At 40.7% G+C, this 17,134-nt stretch carries 13 protein-coding genes and 4 pseudogenes; 8 read left to right on the top strand and 9 right to left on the bottom strand.

Annotated features, from left to right (window positions below; all coding sequences use genetic code 11):
* The first annotated feature begins 222 nt into the window (after nt 1-222).
* The 3 genes from ACE3JL_RS12470 to ACE3JL_RS12460 all read left to right on the top strand — a co-directional run bounded on the left by ACE3JL_RS12470 (nt 223) and on the right by ACE3JL_RS12460 (nt 2,426).
* Complete coding sequence (locus tag ACE3JL_RS12470) at nt 223-1,212, top strand: DUF389 domain-containing protein (RefSeq protein WP_271992724.1); 990 nt, start codon at nt 223-225, stop codon at nt 1,210-1,212.
* A gap of 86 nt (nt 1,213-1,298) precedes the next feature.
* Entirely contained in the window at nt 1,299-1,562 is a 264-nt protein-coding gene (locus tag ACE3JL_RS12465) for a DUF3146 family protein (RefSeq protein ID WP_002733391.1), read from the top strand.
* Nucleotides 1,563-1,592: 30 nt separating this feature from the next.
* Nucleotides 1,593-2,426 carry an IS5 family transposase gene (locus ACE3JL_RS12460; RefSeq protein ID WP_375327608.1) on the top strand — a complete coding sequence of 278 codons (834 nt, stop codon included), beginning with the start codon at nt 1,593-1,595 and terminating at the stop codon, nt 2,424-2,426.
* Between the two features lie 160 nt (nt 2,427-2,586).
* Here ACE3JL_RS12460 and tumE read toward each other — a convergent pair whose 3' ends face one another.
* Both tumE and tumA read right to left on the bottom strand, forming a co-directional pair.
* Entirely contained in the window at nt 2,587-2,970 is a 384-nt protein-coding gene (gene tumE / locus ACE3JL_RS12455; protein ID WP_271991124.1) for a toxin TumE, read from the bottom strand.
* On the bottom strand, nt 2,960-3,190 hold the full coding sequence (gene tumA, locus ACE3JL_RS12450; protein ID WP_002771674.1) for an antitoxin TumA: 231 nt from the start codon (nt 3,188-3,190) through the stop codon (nt 2,960-2,962). Before tumA ends, tumE begins: the two co-directional genes overlap by 11 nt.
* A gap of 211 nt (nt 3,191-3,401) precedes the next feature.
* On the opposite strand from tumA, the pseudogene ACE3JL_RS12445 reads away from it, so the two are divergent.
* Nucleotides 3,402-4,787 (top strand): annotated as a pseudogene (locus ACE3JL_RS12445) (TIGR03032 family protein); the annotation flags it as partial.
* A gap of 287 nt (nt 4,788-5,074) precedes the next feature.
* Nucleotides 5,075-5,331: pseudogene (locus tag ACE3JL_RS12440) on the top strand (carotenoid oxygenase family protein); the annotation flags it as partial.
* Here the strand turns inward: ACE3JL_RS12440 and ACE3JL_RS12435 are convergent.
* A complete protein-coding gene (locus ACE3JL_RS12435) occupies nt 5,328-7,049 on the bottom strand; it encodes a glycosyltransferase family 39 protein (RefSeq protein ID WP_375327607.1) in 1,722 nt (573 codons plus the stop codon). The pseudogene ACE3JL_RS12440 and the gene ACE3JL_RS12435 sit on opposite strands and share 4 nt — an antisense overlap.
* A gap of 3 nt (nt 7,050-7,052) precedes the next feature.
* Nucleotides 7,053-7,940 carry a glutaminase gene (locus ACE3JL_RS12430; protein WP_375327606.1) on the bottom strand — a complete coding sequence of 296 codons (888 nt, stop codon included), beginning with the start codon at nt 7,938-7,940 and terminating at the stop codon, nt 7,053-7,055.
* Nucleotides 7,941-7,951: 11 nt separating this feature from the next.
* Between ACE3JL_RS12430 and glp the strand changes: the two genes are divergently transcribed.
* Complete coding sequence (glp, locus tag ACE3JL_RS12425; RefSeq protein ID WP_375327605.1) at nt 7,952-9,172, top strand: gephyrin-like molybdotransferase Glp; 1,221 nt, start codon at nt 7,952-7,954, stop codon at nt 9,170-9,172.
* A 174-nt stretch (nt 9,173-9,346) separates the two neighbouring features.
* On the opposite strand, the gene fabD is transcribed toward glp, so the two are convergent.
* The 3 genes from fabD to plsX form a co-directional block, all read right to left on the bottom strand.
* Nucleotides 9,347-10,273: an ACP S-malonyltransferase gene (gene fabD, locus ACE3JL_RS12420; RefSeq protein WP_375327604.1), complete on the bottom strand. Its 927-nt coding sequence runs from the start codon at nt 10,271-10,273 to the stop codon at nt 9,347-9,349.
* Between the two features lie 145 nt (nt 10,274-10,418).
* Nucleotides 10,419-11,420 carry a beta-ketoacyl-ACP synthase 3 gene (locus ACE3JL_RS12415; protein ID WP_271991138.1) on the bottom strand — a complete coding sequence of 334 codons (1,002 nt, stop codon included), beginning with the start codon at nt 11,418-11,420 and terminating at the stop codon, nt 10,419-10,421.
* Between the two features lie 70 nt (nt 11,421-11,490).
* Nucleotides 11,491-12,546: a phosphate acyltransferase PlsX gene (plsX, locus tag ACE3JL_RS12410; protein ID WP_271991146.1), complete on the bottom strand. Its 1,056-nt coding sequence runs from the start codon at nt 12,544-12,546 to the stop codon at nt 11,491-11,493.
* 149 nt (nt 12,547-12,695) lie between these two features.
* Here plsX and ACE3JL_RS12405 point away from each other — a divergent pair, with 149 nt between their 5' ends.
* Nucleotides 12,696-13,988, top strand: coding sequence for a D-alanyl-D-alanine carboxypeptidase (locus tag ACE3JL_RS12405; RefSeq protein ID WP_375327603.1), 1,293 nt, complete (start codon nt 12,696-12,698; stop codon nt 13,986-13,988).
* A 474-nt stretch (nt 13,989-14,462) separates the two neighbouring features.
* Here ACE3JL_RS12405 and argC read toward each other — a convergent pair whose 3' ends face one another.
* Nucleotides 14,463-15,524, bottom strand: coding sequence for an N-acetyl-gamma-glutamyl-phosphate reductase (gene argC, locus ACE3JL_RS12400; RefSeq protein WP_375327602.1), 1,062 nt, complete (start codon nt 15,522-15,524; stop codon nt 14,463-14,465).
* A gap of 369 nt (nt 15,525-15,893) precedes the next feature.
* On the opposite strand from argC, the pseudogene ACE3JL_RS12395 reads away from it, so the two are divergent.
* A pseudogene (locus tag ACE3JL_RS12395) lies at nt 15,894-16,124 on the top strand (RNA-guided endonuclease TnpB family protein); the annotation flags it as partial.
* Nucleotides 16,125-16,159: 35 nt separating this feature from the next.
* Here the strand turns inward: ACE3JL_RS12395 and ACE3JL_RS12390 are convergent.
* Nucleotides 16,160-17,023: pseudogene (locus tag ACE3JL_RS12390) on the bottom strand (ISKra4-like element ISMae18 family transposase); the annotation flags it as partial.
* Nucleotides 17,024-17,134 lie beyond the last annotated feature (111 nt).

The following is a 17,134-nucleotide window of genomic DNA, read 5'->3' as shown; positions in this document are numbered from 1 at the left end:
CTTCGGTGTGAACTCGGACGAAATGCCAAACGACAAAAGGCAGCACCCACCGACTTCGGGGAGGCAAGGGGGGGACAGATTCGGCTAACCTAAGAATAAGCGGTTTGAATGCCTCTTAGCTTAAGTAGCCGATTATAATTAAATTGAAGCCACTCACTTGAATGTACATTAATTGGACAAAAAAAGCTATAAATAAAAGGAAAGTCAATTTTACTAAAACCAATGAAGAGAAAAGAACGGCTCTACTCGTGGTTCTCAAGAAAACCCTTGACCTGGCAACAATCGCGGGCTATGTGGCGCGATTTATGGTTAGAAGCGTCCCTCGATTTTCCCTATCTAGCTTTGATTGTTAGTTCTTGTGCGATCGCTACCTTTGGCTTAGTCGCTAATAGCGCGGCCGTGATTATTGGAGCGATGATTATTGCCCCTTTAATGTTTCCGATTCGTAGTCTGGCTTTTGGTGGTTTAATTGGTAGTTGGCGATTAATTCGTAAGTCATCCTTGGCGATTTTAGTTGGTACGATTATTGCTTTAGCGATAGCTTGGTTGCTGGGATTATTGATCGGAATTTCCGAATTTGGTAGTGAAATTCAAGCCCGTTCTCAACCGAATCTTTTAGATTTAGGAGTGGCAATTACCGCGGGGGCAATCAGTGGTTATGCTAAAATAGAGCCGAAAATTTCAGGTACTTTAGCGGGAACAGCGATCGCCGTGGCTTTAATGCCACCAGTTTGCACTATTGGTTTAGGATTATCCCAAGGGAATTGGATACTAAGTTTGGGGGCAACTCTGTTATATATTACCAATTTATTAGGTATTGCTCTCTCCTGTTTGTTGGTCTTTTTGCTGGCAGGTTATTCTAATTTTCATCGGGCGCGTAACGCTCTAATTTTGACTTCTATCCTGACAGCAGTGCTGCTAATTCCCTTAGGAATAAGTTTTGCAACTCTGGCCAATCAAGCTCGCTTAGAAAGGCTAATCAAAAAAGCTTTATTACAGCGAACAGTTACTTTTCAACGGACAGAATTATTGGAATCTTCGATTAATTGGCTCAATCAACCTCCCCAGGTGAGATTAGTAGTAAGAACTCCGGAAAGCATTACCCCCAGACAGGTAGAATTATTGCAAGAATTTATTACTAAGGAAATGGGGCGACCTTTTCAATTAAATGTCTTGGTTTCTAAGGTTAATGAAGTCACTTCACCGGAATAGCGTCGAGAAAATTAGGTCAAGTAATGACAAACAAGGATTAATTCGCTATCTTAATATTTGATATTTAATCTATAGGTAGGGTTCAGGTGAGTGGCGGCAATCGACCAGAAAGCACGGCTTATGTGCGGATAATTAAGCAATCTTGGCAAACGGGGAAATTAGAGGGAGAAGTGCGGACGGAACAATATCAATGGCGTTTTCAATGGCATTTTCTTCAAGGCAAGTTATTAGTACAACCTTCCCTAGGTAGGGCTTTGATTTTTGAACCCTTGAATCGGTTTTTAGAACGCTACGATTATCAATTAGAACCGGGAGGAGATTATGAATTTACAGTGCGATCAAAATTTTGACACTCCCGTTGCCTAAAGGCGTGGGGATTCTTGGTTCACCGAGACTTGTGTGGCGTGTATCCAGATACATTTAAGGATATGGTAACAGTCCTAAAGGCAGAAAAACTTTGGCAAAAAAAGACAGGTAGACCGAGCAAATTGAGTACAGAAGACCAACTACTAATAACATTAGAGTATTGGCGAGAATATCGCACCTATTTTCATCTGGGAAATAGCTGGGGTATTAACGAATCAACGGCGTATAGAATTGTTAGGAAAGTAGAGAATATTCTCATCAAATCAGGTCTGTTTAATCTACCTGGAAAAAAAGCCCTATTAGAAAGTAATAGTGAAATAGAAGTAATAGTGGTGGATGTGTCAGAACATGAGATAGAAAGACCCAAAAAAAAACAGAAATCATACTATAGTGGCAAGCAGGGATACCACACATTAAAGTCGCAAGTCGTTGCCGATCTCGCGCAGCGAGCGCGTTGCGACCAAAAAAGCGAGCAGGTAATCTGTGTCCGTTGTGAGAAAGGAAGAGTCCATGATTTTCGACTGGGTCAAGAGAGCAAAATAGGGTTAAATAAGGAAATAGAAATATTAGGGGACAAAGGCTATCAAGGGATTCAGAAAATCCATCAAAACAGTCAGATTCCTCATAAAAAAAAGAAAAAAGAAAAACTAAGTAAAGAGCAAAAAAAAGCCAACCGTCAGTTATCACAACGGCGCATAGTTATAGAACATATTCATCGTCGTCTCAAAATATTTCGGATACTTTCATCAAGATACAGAAATCGCAGACGGCGATTTGGTCTGAGATTGAATTTGATTGCTGGTATCTACAATTACGAACTTCGTTACCGAGAAAAATATATATCTTGATTACTTTTGCAAGAGATATAGTGGATTGTTTCAACTAATTTGGTACATTAGAAAAATGCTATAAATTCTATAATCTAAGACTTTAAGCCGAAATATATTGCCCTATTTTAGCTGAAATAGTCCACTACCAGATCAGGCGATCGCATTAAATACGTTTTATTTACCTCAATAACTCTGTTGCTTCTTTTAAGACTTGAGTAATTTCAGGTTTGTGACAACTAACTACATCGTTTGGTAAATGCTTGTGATGGGGAAAAGTAGAGAGATTGGGAAAGTGAGGGGTACTATCATAACGAAAAACTAGGTTGTTTTTTTCATCTTGGAAATGGTAACGATAATCTAGGAATTCTAAGCAATTATCTGTGATTACTATAGCTTCGTTTATTTCTAATAAATGGGTCTGCTTGAAACGCAACCTAATTCTTAAGTTGGCTCTTTGTGATGTCAGTATTTCTTCTTGATAACGTTCTACATAAGCATTTTCACACTGCACAATTGCTTGCTCTACTTGATTGAGGTAATCACATAAAAGTTTAAGCAGCATGATTTAATATTTGTTCTAATTCTTGACGCAAAGCAAGGTAATGACGATAATCGTTTGCCCATTCTATAAATATTATATCATCTGATAATGTTCCCTGATTGTATTGGTTATAAAAATCTTCGGAATCCATTTTATGTTGATTCTCATAGACGCTAAGTCGCTTGGCAACAGCAATCAAAGCATCTAAAGATGATGTATATTGAATGGTCTGTTTACGCATTTTTCTTTTACTCCAAAATAATGATATTTTGATTATAAACGATCGCGCTCAAACAATCTAGTAGGGTGCGTTAGGCGGCCATCAATTCGGTCAAAAAACCAAAATTAACAATCCGCCGTAACGCACCACCTCTATTATTAGATTGGTGCGTGATGCTATCGCGCTTCACACCCTACAGGCTAATCTTTGTGTTCTTTGTGTCTTTGTGGTTATGATGAATCAATCAACTCCCAATACTAATCAATCTATCCCCGTAGAGATAATTGCTTCCCGTAACTTCATTGATTGGTTAGAGTCTCAGCAGATTAGTCTGGCTTTTACTACCTATCAAAGTTCTCGACTGATGTTTTTAGGAGTTAACCCCGAAAGAGGGATGTCGGGATTTGAGCGGATATTTGACCGCGCCATGGGTTTATATACTACCCCAGAAAGGATTTATCTTAGTTCCCGCTATCAAATCTGGCAACTAGATAATGTGCTATCATCGGGACAACTTTATGAGGGTTATGATAAACTTTATATTCCTAGAATTGGTTATACCACTGGGGATTTAGATATTCACGATTTAGCAATAGAAAATCTCTCTGAAAGAATTATATTTATCAGTACCATGTTAAATTGTTTGGCCACAGTCAGCGATCGCCATAGTTGTATTCCTCTATGGAAACCATCGTTTATTTCCGCTTTAGTCAATGAAGATCGTTGTCATCTCAATGGTTTAGCTTTGGTAGATGGCAAGGCGCGTTATGTCACCGCTTGTAGTCAATCAGATGTGGTGGATGGGTGGAGAGACAGAAGGGAAACTGGCGGTTGTGTCATTGATATTCAGTCTAATGAAGTGATTGCTACTGGTTTATCTATGCCTCATTCTCCCCGATTTTATCAGGGTAAGTTATGGTTATTAAATGCGGGTACGGGTTACTTTGGTTATATTGATCAAGACAAAGGCATTTTTGAGCCTGTTACTTTTTGTCCTGGGTTTCTGCGCGGTTTAGCATTTGTCAGAAATTATGCCATTGTTGGATTATCTAAAAGTCGTGGGGGAGATAAGACTTTTTCGGGGTTAATACTAGATAATAATTTAATAGCTAAAGAAGCAGAACCTCGCTGTGGTCTGCTAATTATTGATTTAAAAACAGGTGAAGTTATTAACTGGATACGCTTAGAAGGTGAAGTGACTGAACTTTATGATGTACAAGTCTTAGAAGGAGTTAAACGTCCCCAAGCTTTAGGATTCCAAAATGATGACATTAGTAAAATTATTACTCTCGATCCTATTTCTCCTTTAGTTGGGGTAAATATAGCAAATAATCAGCCTGATACTTCCCCAGCAGATACCCTTTATCAGCAAGCATACACCTTGCAAAAACAGCTTAAGCTTGAAGAAGCGATCGCTCTCTATCAACAATTAATTAATCAATATCCTCAATATGCAGCTGCTTGGCATCATTTGGGGGTAATTATGGATAGTTTAGGACAAATTGATCAAGCTATTTTGGCTTACAAGCAAGCTTTACTTATTAACCCTAATTATGCAGAAACTCACAATAATTTGGGAATAATAGCAGTTGGCAAGGGAGATTTAGATGAGGCGATTAGATGATCAGGATAGCCAATTGATCACTGGAATTATCAGGGTAAACGCATCTTAACAATCCTTGATAAAATGAACTTTATGTGATTTGCTTACCCTGAGTGCGATTTAGGCATATTCAAGGAGAATTTGCCATCTCAATTGTTAAGCAAAAATCGACCCATTTGGTCGATTTCGTAACTATTCTAATTGACTGGTATCACTTGAAATGTTCACACAGCAAGCGGATCACAAAATTGGCCAATTGTCAATAGCGTTTGATATGCTCTCACCCTGTACTTAAGAACTCTAATCACTCCACGGGTAAGTTAACTATTGCTTATCTAGAAAATAACTGTTATGGAAGTGAACCGATTTTTGTCTGCGATGGTTTATCTCCAGAAACGGAATGGTTAGGCAATAATCACAGCAGCCAAGGGAGAATCTATGACAGTCAGCAGTTAGAAAAAGAACCCCTTTGCTGTCTGCAATTACCCAGTGTTATCCCTCCCATTTTCATGGTACTTGGCAAGAAAAATCAGAAAAAGTATTGGTGAACAGTTTCTAGTTTTTACCAAAAATATTGGCTGCGTCTTGAGAGGAAATATTGAAAATTAGGTAACTATAAGCAAGATGATCAATAGGTTGACGACTGGAACGCAGCCAGTAAAAATGGTTAGAATCGGTGGTAATACCGATTAATTGATTAGCTTCTATCACCAGTAAATTAATCGGATTATCGAGAGAAACCTGTGAGGGTGCAACTTTTTGATTCTCGATGACTAAATTAAGTTTATTATCTCCGTCATAACGAATAAAGAGAGCGTTGGGGTGTTTTTGGAGATAGTCTTGCAGATAATTTTTATTTTGTCCCCAATCTAAATTAGAATCGACCAGAACTTGATAGTTCATTTTGCGATCAATAACTAATTCGTTAAAGTAGGAAATATAATGGGGAAAATAGGAGAGATTGGAAATTAGTAGGTAAAAGGTCAGGACAATAATTAAAATGCGATAGGATCTTTTATAAGCTGGCCAACCGGTAACAATCCGACTAGCAAAGACAAATAAAAAGGGGAAAATCATCAAAATATATCTAATACCTATTTGAGCAGTGTTAAAACTCATTAAGATGAAATATAAGAGAGTGGGAATAATCAAAAAAGCTTCATTCTGCCAAAAATTTAACTGTTTTCTCCAGAAAAATAAACTGATAAATCCCAACCAGATAAATATTTGGGTAGCTATGGGTACTTTATAGAGAAAAGCGATCAAAAAATATTGGGGAAATCCCTTAATTTTAAATCCTTGTACTGGATCAACTATAAATCCTAACTGTCCCAAAAGATAGGGCATTCCACTACCAAAACCCGTTTCTTGTTTATACTTACCGAAGTCTAATGCTTGCAGATAAGCATCGGGAATGGGAATCGACAAAGATTTTAAGACAGGATAGGTTTGCAGTTGCTTAAAACTATGACTGAGAAATTGATAATCTCCCAATTGTGTACCACTTCTCTCGAAAGAATAACCAATATTTATGATTAATATTGTTGATAAAATTAGAGCCAATATGTAGAAAATACTGCGCTTAATTCTTTGTTGAATAACTACAATATTTTTCTGTTGAATAGATTGAATAATTTCCCGATGGTAAAAACCAAAACCTAAAATTATATAGATGGGAACTAAATAAACGGCTGTCAATCGACAAATCTGGGCAACTCCAAAAGTTAATATACTTAAAACTAGATTTTTTCTGCCCCCAAATCTCAGGAAAGACCAGAAATAATAAACGGCAATAAAAATTGAAGTTGCTCCGAATAAATCTTGAGTAATTATCCGTGAATGCCCGATAATATTAGGATCGAGAATATAGAGAATTAAAGCTAAAAATCCCGCTAACACTCCATAGAGTTGTTTTGACCATATAAAAACATATATGGCTAGAATTACTGAGATAATAATCGTGGCAAACCGTCCAAAAAACTTATTTTCTAAGTTTAGATATTTAGAGATAGGAAAAATATTTTGTATTGTTTGATCGACTAGGAAATGCAGTGCTGAAGCTGGCATAATATTGCGATGATAAATATCTTCATCGCCCCGTTGCGCTGCCGTACCTCTGAGAATTTCTACTCCACTTTCATAATGATAACCTTCATCATAATTGAGGGATTCTGGTAGAGGAAAAAATAAACTGGTGACAGATAAAGCCATAAATACTAGCAAGATAATTACTAAATAGAATTGGTGTTTTTTTAAAAAGTTAAATTTTGTTTTCATGGCTTAAATTTCCTTGATAAAACGACTTATCTGTGTTAACAAATTAACTCCTAAAATTGAATTACCTTGCTCATTTAACGGAGGACTATAACAAGCAATAACTCCCTCGTCTGACACAATAGATAATAAAGCCCCACTGACTCCCGATTTTGTGGGAAAACCCACCTCAAGGGCGAATTGTTGGGAAGCTTCATAGAGTCCACAATTAGTCATGATTTCTAGAATAATTTTAGCATAAGGAGCAGCTAAAATCAACTTACCTAAATTAGCAAGATCGGCAATTTTTCCAGATAAACAACAGATTTGATTGTAGGTTTCTAGAGCTAAATAACGATGACTGATATAACCATTTTTTTCTAATTCTAAGCTTAGAGCTTGATTGTGAACATTAGGATGGGAGTGAACAGAATAAAGCACAGAGCGATCAAGAAATAATTGACAATTACCCATTTCATTTAACCATAAAAGCAAATTTTCACAGCGAGATTCTGGCGTTTTCCCTCCTAATAAATCCGCCAAAGCGATCGCACCACTGTTAATCATAGGATTACGGGGAAAACCGCAATCCTCTTGCAGTTGAGTTAAAGAATTAAAAGGATAACTAGAAGCTTGTTTTCCCACGCGCCTAAAAACAGCATCTTCCCCTAAATGAGTTAAAAGATATAATAACAAAAAAGGTTTAATCACACTCATCAAAGGAAAAGTTATAGTTTCATCTCCCCAAGACAAAATCTCCCCCTCAAGACAGTGAATTTGGAGAGCGAAAAACTCGGGATTAACTTGCTTCAAAACTGGTATATAATAGGGAGTCTGACCCTTCCTATCCGATAAATGCACTTCCCCGACCCAAGCTTGTATATCTTCCACCCTTAATCTAGCTAATCGGTTCATTTGTTTAATCCATGTACTCAGTCAAAGAAGCAGAATCTATAATTCTAACTCAAATTCAACCCCAACAGCAAACAGAAAAAGTTTCTCTAGAGGCAGCTTTTGGGCGCATTTTAGCCGAAGATATCAGCAGCGATTTAGACTTTCCCTATTGGGATAATTCTGCTATGGATGGCTATGCTGTCCGCTACGAAGATGTTAAAGACACTAACCCAGAAAATCCCGTTACTCTCAAGATTATCGCCGAAATTCCTGCCGGCAAAGCCCCCGAAACAATTATTCAACCGGGAGAAACAGCCCGAATATTTACAGGAGCGATGTTACCCGCCGGCAGTGATACGATTATTATGCAGGAAAATACTGACAAAAAAGGGGAGCGGGTGGCGATTCTTATCCCTCCCGAAAAAATAGGTCTTTTTGTGCGTCAACGCGGCACATTCTATCGAGCAGGAAATCCCTTATTAAAAGCCGGTATTGCCCTTAATTCCCCAGAAATAGCAGTTTTAGCCACGGCACAAGCTACCGAATTAACAGTTTTTTCCCGTCTCCAAGTGGCAATTTTCTCCACGGGAGATGAATTAATTAATCCCGATGAAACCCTCCAAAAAGGTCAAATTATTGACTCAAATCGCTACGCTTTAACGGCATTTGTCGCCAGTTTAGGGGCAATTCCCAGACCTTTAGGTATAATCAAAGATAATCCCGAACTTCTCAGAGAAACTATCAGAAAAGCCATTAATTCTAGTGCTATCGTCCTTTCCACCGGCGGTGTTTCCGTGGGAGATTACGATTATATCGAGGGAATTTTAGGGGAATTAGGATCAGAAATTCTAATTCGCAGCGTTGCTATTCAACCGGGTAAACCCTTAACCTTTGCTACTTTTCCTAACGGTTGTCTTTACTTTGGTATCCCCGGTAATCCCGTCTCTGCTTTAGTTTCCTGTTGGCGCTTCGTACAAATGGCCATTAAAAAGTTATCGGGATTGACAGATTATCAGAACAAATTTCTGCGAGTTGTCACCCGCGATACTCTCAAATCTAAGGGACAAAGAGAAGTTTATCTCTGGGGAAAAATAGAAATTATCGAGGGAGTTTATCAATTTCAACTCGCTTCTGGACAACACAATTCAGCTAATTTAATTAATTTAGCGGGTACTAATGCTTTAGCCATAATTCCCCAGGGTAAAACTACCATACAAGCAGGAGAAACAGTAGAAGTTATGATAGTTTCTTAAAAAAATACCTAACCAAATTTTTGGCTAGGTAGCTGGTTATAATTAAATTAAAGATAGATTTTGGGTTCGATTCCCCCTTAATCCCCCCTTGATAAGGGGGGTGTCTGATGTTTTTTAACACCTAACTACTTAGGTATCCATCAATTTACTTCATCGAAAATGTTGCTAGATAATTTAACCAACACCAATTAATGAACCCTGGAATATAACGTCGTCGCTACCATTGGATATATCAGCTAATTGACTAATATTTTCTAACTCGATTGTGGGAACAGTTCGTTTAATTAAACCAGTTAAAACTTTACCCGGTCCCACTTCGATCGCTTTTTCCACACCCACATCTGGCAACTTTAACATAATTTCTCGCCAGCGAACCGAGCTAGTCATCTGCTGGATCAGATATTTTTTTAATTGTTCCCCGTCCTGGGTAGGATTGCTCGGATCGACATTAGAAATCACGGGAACTTTTGCAGACCGAAAATTAACTAATTCTAAAATCTGCTGAAATTGAATAGCGGCATTTTCCATCAAGGGAGAGTGAAAAGCACCAGATACTTTTAACTGCATAACCCGCTTAACTTTCACTTGACCTAATACCAAATCCACCGCTTCAGGAGTCCCAGAAATTACCACTTGTTCAGCACTATTATCATTAGCAATAACTACATTTTCCGTCTGATTAACCACTGTCTCTAGACTGGTGCGATCAAATTTCATTAAGGCGGCCATTTTACCACCTTCGGCAGCATCCATCAAACGGGAACGGTTCTGCACTAGATTTAATCCTGTTTCAAAATTAAACACCCTCGCCGCATATAAAGCGGAATATTCACCGAGACTATGACCAGCAACTAGATCGGGAAAATGACCTTTCTCTTGCAACAAATCCGCTAAAATACTCTCCACCACAAATAAACAAGGTTGAGTATAAAGAGTACGAGATAGGGTTTCTTCATCCCCTTGACATTTTTCTAACACCGACCAACCGAGGATTTTTTCTGCTCTTTCTAATCTCTCTTGACCAAGCGCACTTTCTGATAAATCTCCAATCATTCCTAACGCTTGCGATCCTTGTCCCGGGAATATCCACGCTGTTTTCATAAGTTCTTAAAATAGATAGATAGTTGTGTTTAGGTCAGTTATCAGTTATCAGTTATCAGTTATCAGTTATCAGCTATCAGTTATCAGTTATCAGATGTGAGTTTTTATTTTACTGTTTACTGTTTACTGTTTACTGATCACTGAATTAATCTCCCCAACGGAAGATAATCCCACCCCAAGTTAAACCAGCACCAAAGCCGGAAGAAGCAATAATATCACCTTTTTTGACCTTACCACTCCTGACAGCTTCATCGAGAGCTAGAGGAATCGAGGCCGCAGAAGTGTTGCCATACTCGCTGAGATTGCTGATCACTTTTTCGGGAGGCAGTTTCAGGCGATCGCTCACTGCGTCCATAATTCTTTGATTAGCTTGATGCAGAACTAACCAATCGATGTCACTGGTGGTTAAATTAGCCCGATAGAGGGCTTTTTCGATGACCTCTGGCACTTTCGCCACGGCAAAACGATAGACTTCCCGTCCGTTCATCGTTAGAGGCTTATAGGTCCCTTTTTGAACCCTTACCCCCTCCTTAAGAGGCAATTCCTCCCCCTTGTAGGCGAGATTGAGAGAACTATTCTGGCTGCCGTCGCTATGGAGTTCAAAACCGAGAATGTTATCTTTTGTATCATTTGCTTGACAAAGAACCGCCCCTGCCCCATCACCAAAGAGGACACAGGTAGCGCGATCGTTCCAATCCACCCAACGGGAGAGAACATCGGCCCCGATAACCAAGACATTGCGGTAAGTACCAGCACGGATAAACTGGGTGGCGGTGACTAATGCCACCAGAAAACCTGAACAGGCGGCGGTGAGATCAAAAGCGATCGCCCGATTTGCCCCGATCTGACTTTGCACTTGGGCCGCGCTACCGAACAGATCATCGGGGGTAGAAGTAGCCAAAAGAATCAGATCGACCTCCCTAGGGGACACCTGAGCCATTTCTAGAGCCTTAATCGCCGCTTGGGCTGCTAATTGGCTCAAAGACACCGATTGATCCGCTAAATGGCGTTTACCGATGCCTGTGCGACTTTTAATCCACTCATCGGAAGTCTCGACAATTTGGCTGAGTTCTTCATTACTGAGAAATTGCCCTGGTGTGGCCGATCCACAACCGGTAATGACGACTGCTGCCCCGAATCCGTTCAAAATATTCCCCCTTTTTCAGTTATCAGTTATCAGTTATCAGTTATCAGTGGGTCAGTGATCAGTTGACAGCTTAATCTTCACCGTTCACCGACAACTTTTTTAATTGATGATGGTGGTCATTGTAGGCTTGAATGCGCTCAGAAACGCGATTATCGACGGCATTTTTCGCCTGTCGGATGGCGTTAAAAATTGAAGGTGCTTGGGAACTGCCGTGACTGATCACACAAACCCCATCAACTCCAAATAACAGCGCACCACCGTGTTCCGCGTGATCCATGCGTTGTTTAATCTGTTTAAGATTGGGTTTAATTAAAGCCGTCCCGACTTTACCCTGTATCCCCCTAGGTAATTCCTCTTTGAGAATTTGTAGGATAACTCCTCCCACCGCTTCGGCAAATTTTAACAGGACATTACCGACAAAACCATCGCAGACAATCACATCAAATTGTCCCGATAGCACATCCCGGCCCTCAGCATTGCCGATAAAGGGAATTTGCTGGTTATTTTCTAATAATTCGTAGGTTTTTAGGGCGAGATCGTTACCTTTGCTGGGTTCTTCGCCGATATTGAGTAAACCGACTTTCGGATCTTCAACCCCCATAACGTATTTACTGTAAATTGTCCCCATTAGGGCAAACTGCTCTAAATATTTGGGTTTACAGTCCACATTCGCCCCGACATCGAGGATAATCACCGATTTACCCGCCAACATCGTCGGCAGCACCGCACCGATCGCCGGGCGATCGATTCCTTTTAAACGACCTAAACGCAGTAACGCCGCCGCCATGGCTGCCCCGGAGTGACCGGCGGACACCACTGCATCGGCGCGATTTTGTTTAACTAAATCCATGGCCACATTAATCGAGGCCGCCGGTTTGCGACGGATAGCGGTGATCGGCTCTTCGTCCATAGCCACCACTTCCTCTGCGTGGACGATCGTGAGATTCTTGGGACGGGGATGATGCTGGAAATAAGCCTCAATCCGTTCAGAATCGCCGACTAATAATACTTCTACATCTAATTCTTCGGAAGCTCGCATCGATCCCGCGATGATCTCGTTGGGAGCGTAGTCACCTCCCATCGCATCTACCGCGATTCTTGCCCGATTTAATGCCGTTTCTGCCATTGAGTCAGTGGGATAGAAATCTTTAATAAGTTGAGCGGCAGCTCTTGACAAAAGCTGGCCGATCGAGGATTAGTGTTTTTTGATCGAGCAATTGTTAAAAATTACCAATCATCTCTATACAATAAGGCATCATTGCGATTAAGGAAAAGATGTTCTCAGTTTTTAATTTGGCAGTTTTCGGCTTTCTCTTGGGTTGGCTGGGGGGGCAATCCCAACCGATCGCCAATATTCCCCTAATTTCTTGGCAAAATCAGCCTATTTTTGACCTTCCCACCGCTCCCGATCCCCGGGTAGCGGCGATCGTGGCCGATTATCTGCAAGACTTGACTAAAAAAGGTTTAAACTCTAGTCAACAACGGGTCTTAATTGAGACAGAATGGGCTAATTTAGCTGATTATCAGGGAAATATGCCCGCTTCAGCCGCATCTTTAACTAAAATCGCCACTACTCTCGCCGCAGTGGAAACCTGGCCCCTCGATCATCGTTTTGCTACCCGTTTTTACACAACGGGAGAGGTAAAAAACGGGGTGTTAGAGGGAGATTTAATTATTGAAGGGCAAGGGGATCCTCTGTTTGTCTGGGAAGAAGCGATCGCAGTGGGCAATGGCCTCGATCAATTAGGCATCCGTCAGGTCAAAGGCGATCTGATCGTTACGGGTCAATTCGCCATGAATTTTCAAACCGATCCCCTCAAAGCGGGAGAATCGCTGAAAATTGGGCTTGATCAATCGAAATGGTCAAAAGAAACCCAAAAAGCTTTTCAGAGCCTTCCTAGCGGCACACAAGCCCCACAGGTGAAGATTTTGGGCATGGTTCGAGCCAGTCAAATTCGCCCCGAAAATGCCCGATTATTGTTGCGTCATCAGTCCTTGACTTTAACGGAACTGTTGCGTCAGATGAATATTTATAGTAATAACGTCATGTCAGAAATGTTAGCCGAACTGCTCGGTGGTCCGGCGGCAGTGGACGCAATTAATACTAAAATTACTGGGGTAGGAGCGGAGGAAATTCAATTAATTAATGGTTCGGGATTGGGGGTAGAAAATCGCTTGTCTCCCCGGGCAGTTATTGAGATTCTTCAAGCATTGGATCGCAAATTAGCCAATCAACCGATCAAAGTAGCTGATTTATTTCCGGTGGGGGGACGCGATACCAAAGGAACTATGCAGTGGCGGGCCATTCCCAAAGGAGTGGTGATTAAAACTGGAACCTTAGCCCAAGTTAGCGCCTTAGCTGGAGAAATTCCCACCCAAGAAAGGGGTAAAGTTTGGTTTGTAATTATGAATGCCGGTAGTAGCAATATCGAGGGATTCAGAAATCAGCAGGATCGGGTGTTACAAGCTTTAGATCAACACTGGCAAATTCTCCCAGAAGCGACTCAAGGATCGATTCCTGAAAGGGCCTTTTTAGGTGATCCCAGTCGGGTAAGTCAGGGTTTCTAAGGGGTTGATATCAACTTGACAATCAAATTTAGTTTGGTGGTGAGGAACTTTAGCAAGGTTTTATATGCGCTTTTGTCGATAAACTGACTACTTTTCTGCCATTTTCTCCTTGTCTTTGCTGCCAATCGGTAAACATCGCATCTCAATCATAGTGACAAAATTTTGCCAGTTTTTCCTGAAATTGATTAAAGGATGTGTGGTTAAACGGGGTGCATCTCACATTTGCAGAAATACCGACAATCAGCAATTATCAGTGACTCTTAAACTGGTACAACTATATCAACAATCGCGTGTAAGCATCCCACCGAAAAACTAATGCGCGGGGGGTTTGGGGGGTAGAACCCCCCAAAGGCTTGGATTGAGTGGTAAAATCGGAAGTGATCACCAATTTTAGAAGATAGTTTCCCTTTAAAAATCCCAACTCAGTAGATTTACAAAAATGAGATGTAGCAGGTTAAACGCATCCAGAAATTTTTAGGGATAAAAACACATTTGCGGCAAACCAAGGGATTCTTCCCAACCCATCATGAGATTGAGACATTGTAGCGCTTGTCCCGATTGTCCCTTAACTAAATTATCAATCGCTGACATCACTATCACTCGATCGGTTCTCGGATCTACTTCAATACCGAGATAACATAAATTAGTACCACAGGCCCACTTAGTTTGTGGATAGACTCCCCCGGGTAAGATTTTGACAAAAGGAGAAGTGCGATAAAAAGCATTGTAGATAGTGATCAAATCATCCCGCACCAGATTGGGATCCCGCAAAGTTGCATAGACTGTGGACAGGATACCCCGAACCATGGGCATTAAATGGGGAGTAAACTGGACGCGCACCTCATGACCGGCTAAATCACTGCAAATCTGCTCAATTTCGGGAGTATGACGGTGTTTTCCCGCTACATTATAGGCCCCGATCGAACTATCTGCTTCTGCCAATAACATATTAATCTTAGCTTGTCTTCCCCCTCCCGAAGTTCCCGATTTGGCATCAATAATCGTGGTTTCCGGGAGAATTAAACCCTGTTTTAATAGGGGAGAAATCGCCATTAAACTAGCAGTAGGATAACATCCGGGGCAACCGATCAAAGAGGCATTTTTAATATCTTCCCGATAAAGTTCCGGTAAACCGTACACAGCCTTAGATGCGATCGCTTGATCCTGACGTTCCTTGCCATACCATTTACTATAGGTTTCTAGGCTAGTAAAACGATAATCTGCCGACAGATCCAACACTTTACACCCTTTGGCGATCAAAGGGGGAGCTAAATCACAGGCTAAACCATTGGGTAAACCCAAGAAAACCACTTGACAACGGGAGGCAATTATCTCTAAATCGATCGCCTCCACATTAAGATTAATGCTATGACCGAGATGGGGATATAAATCACTGTAGGGTTTTCCGGCGCTACTATCGCCCCCCAGATAGACTAATTCAACAAGGGGATGTTCTTTGAGCAAACGTACCAACTGTACGCCACCATATCCGGAAGCGCCGACAATACCCACTGAAACCTTCTGTTCTTGCGTCATTTCTCTTATTCCTAAAAATTCTTATCGTTAATATAACGCTTTGCTATGGCTGAATTTTAGCCTAACCAGTGGGATTTAAATCAAAAAACTTCCTTTAAAAATCTAGTATCTCGGCCAGGTTGTCCCTAAACCGTCAATTTCTCTCGATCAATAGGCTGTTATCTTAATGATGAGGTACAAAGTTTTCTTTTTATGATGCCAAATTAGGTTCAACTTCATCCTTAGAAAAAAACCTGTGATTTAATCCCCCATATTTACCGAAAATTTGGGTTTAAGGTTCCCCGCACGACCGGGCGGTTTTTCAATGATAGGTTGTCAATTTAGTCTTAAGTGTGCTAAACTAGGTTTATACTTTCAAGCCTAGCTTAAATGTTTGTTCTAGAATTTAAAGTTGAGGCTAAAACAAAACAATATCAAGCTATAGACGATGCTATTCGCACCGCTCAATTCATCCGTAATAAATGCCTAAGGTATTGGATGGATAACAAGGGTGCGGATAAATACGACCTATCGGCTTATTGTCGGGTTTTAGCGCACGACTTTAAATTTGCTGGTGAGTTAAATTCCCAAGCAAGGCAAGCATCGGCTGAAAGAACATGGTGGGAGCATCCCAGTTTTGCAATGAGTAAAAATACTCAGGCAATATCGCCGTTGAGATAAGCACAACGTAGCTTCAAATACTGAGGAACATTCTCTGCTTTCCATTGTGCTCCCACAATTTTCATTCTTGCACCTATTTGCTTAATCTTTGACTCTACACTTCCAGAACCGATGCAAATCCCTTGTGATTGATAGAGTTCGTAATTGGGTATTCTTTCTCGATGTTTATCGACATATTTGGTGAAATTTATAGCCTGTTTCTTTTTGCATCCCTCTAATTCCTCTAAAACTCTTTTCACCTCTCCTTTCCATAAATTCTCTTTGATTCTATTCAGACGCTGGTTTGACCCGCCTATTTTATTCATATTCTCTACTAAATGATACCAATCCAATATTTCTCTCCTTTTAACACCGATTTTCTCCATCAGATTCCACACCCCATCATGACCATCTCCTAAACAGGTGACTACCTCTGTTAAGGGCTGACGGTTCACCCATTCCAGTAATTCTTCATTTTGCTGAAAAAATCCCGCACATTCTTGACCATGCAGACTTACTGCTTTGTAATCTCGACCTTGACTCGGTTGTCCTTTGGGCGTTCTGATTCTGACTTTTCCCCCATCCACACTCAATGCTTCTACCGGACTCTTTGCTTCTGCTTCCTCAAATTTATATCTTTGTACAAGCCTCTGTTGACTACTGCCTGAAACTGCCATTCCTGTCGCCATTTTGAGAGCTTTTTCCGCATCTTCAAAAGAGACTTTAGCCACTGCTCCTAAGCAACATTTCTCCAGCATGGGACTTAATCGATTATTCTTGCTTAATCCTAGTTTATCGGCTTGTTTCTCGCTTATCTTGACTTTCCCTATGATACTGCTTACGCTTTTGGTTCGCCCTGCTGGCTCTTCTCGACTTTGTGTGATAATTTTTGCTTATAGAATCGTGAAATATTTACCTAGAAAGACTTTTAGGACTATTTTGCTGAAGAAACTATCAGTATAGACCCCGTT

The organism is Microcystis sp. BLCC-F210 (genome assembly GCF_042134685.1).
GTDB classification, from domain to species: domain Bacteria; phylum Cyanobacteriota; class Cyanobacteriia; order Cyanobacteriales; family Microcystaceae; genus Microcystis; species Microcystis aeruginosa_D.
The sequence above is the reverse complement of the archived record's forward strand: the minus strand, read 5'-3'. Positions and strand labels throughout refer to the sequence as shown.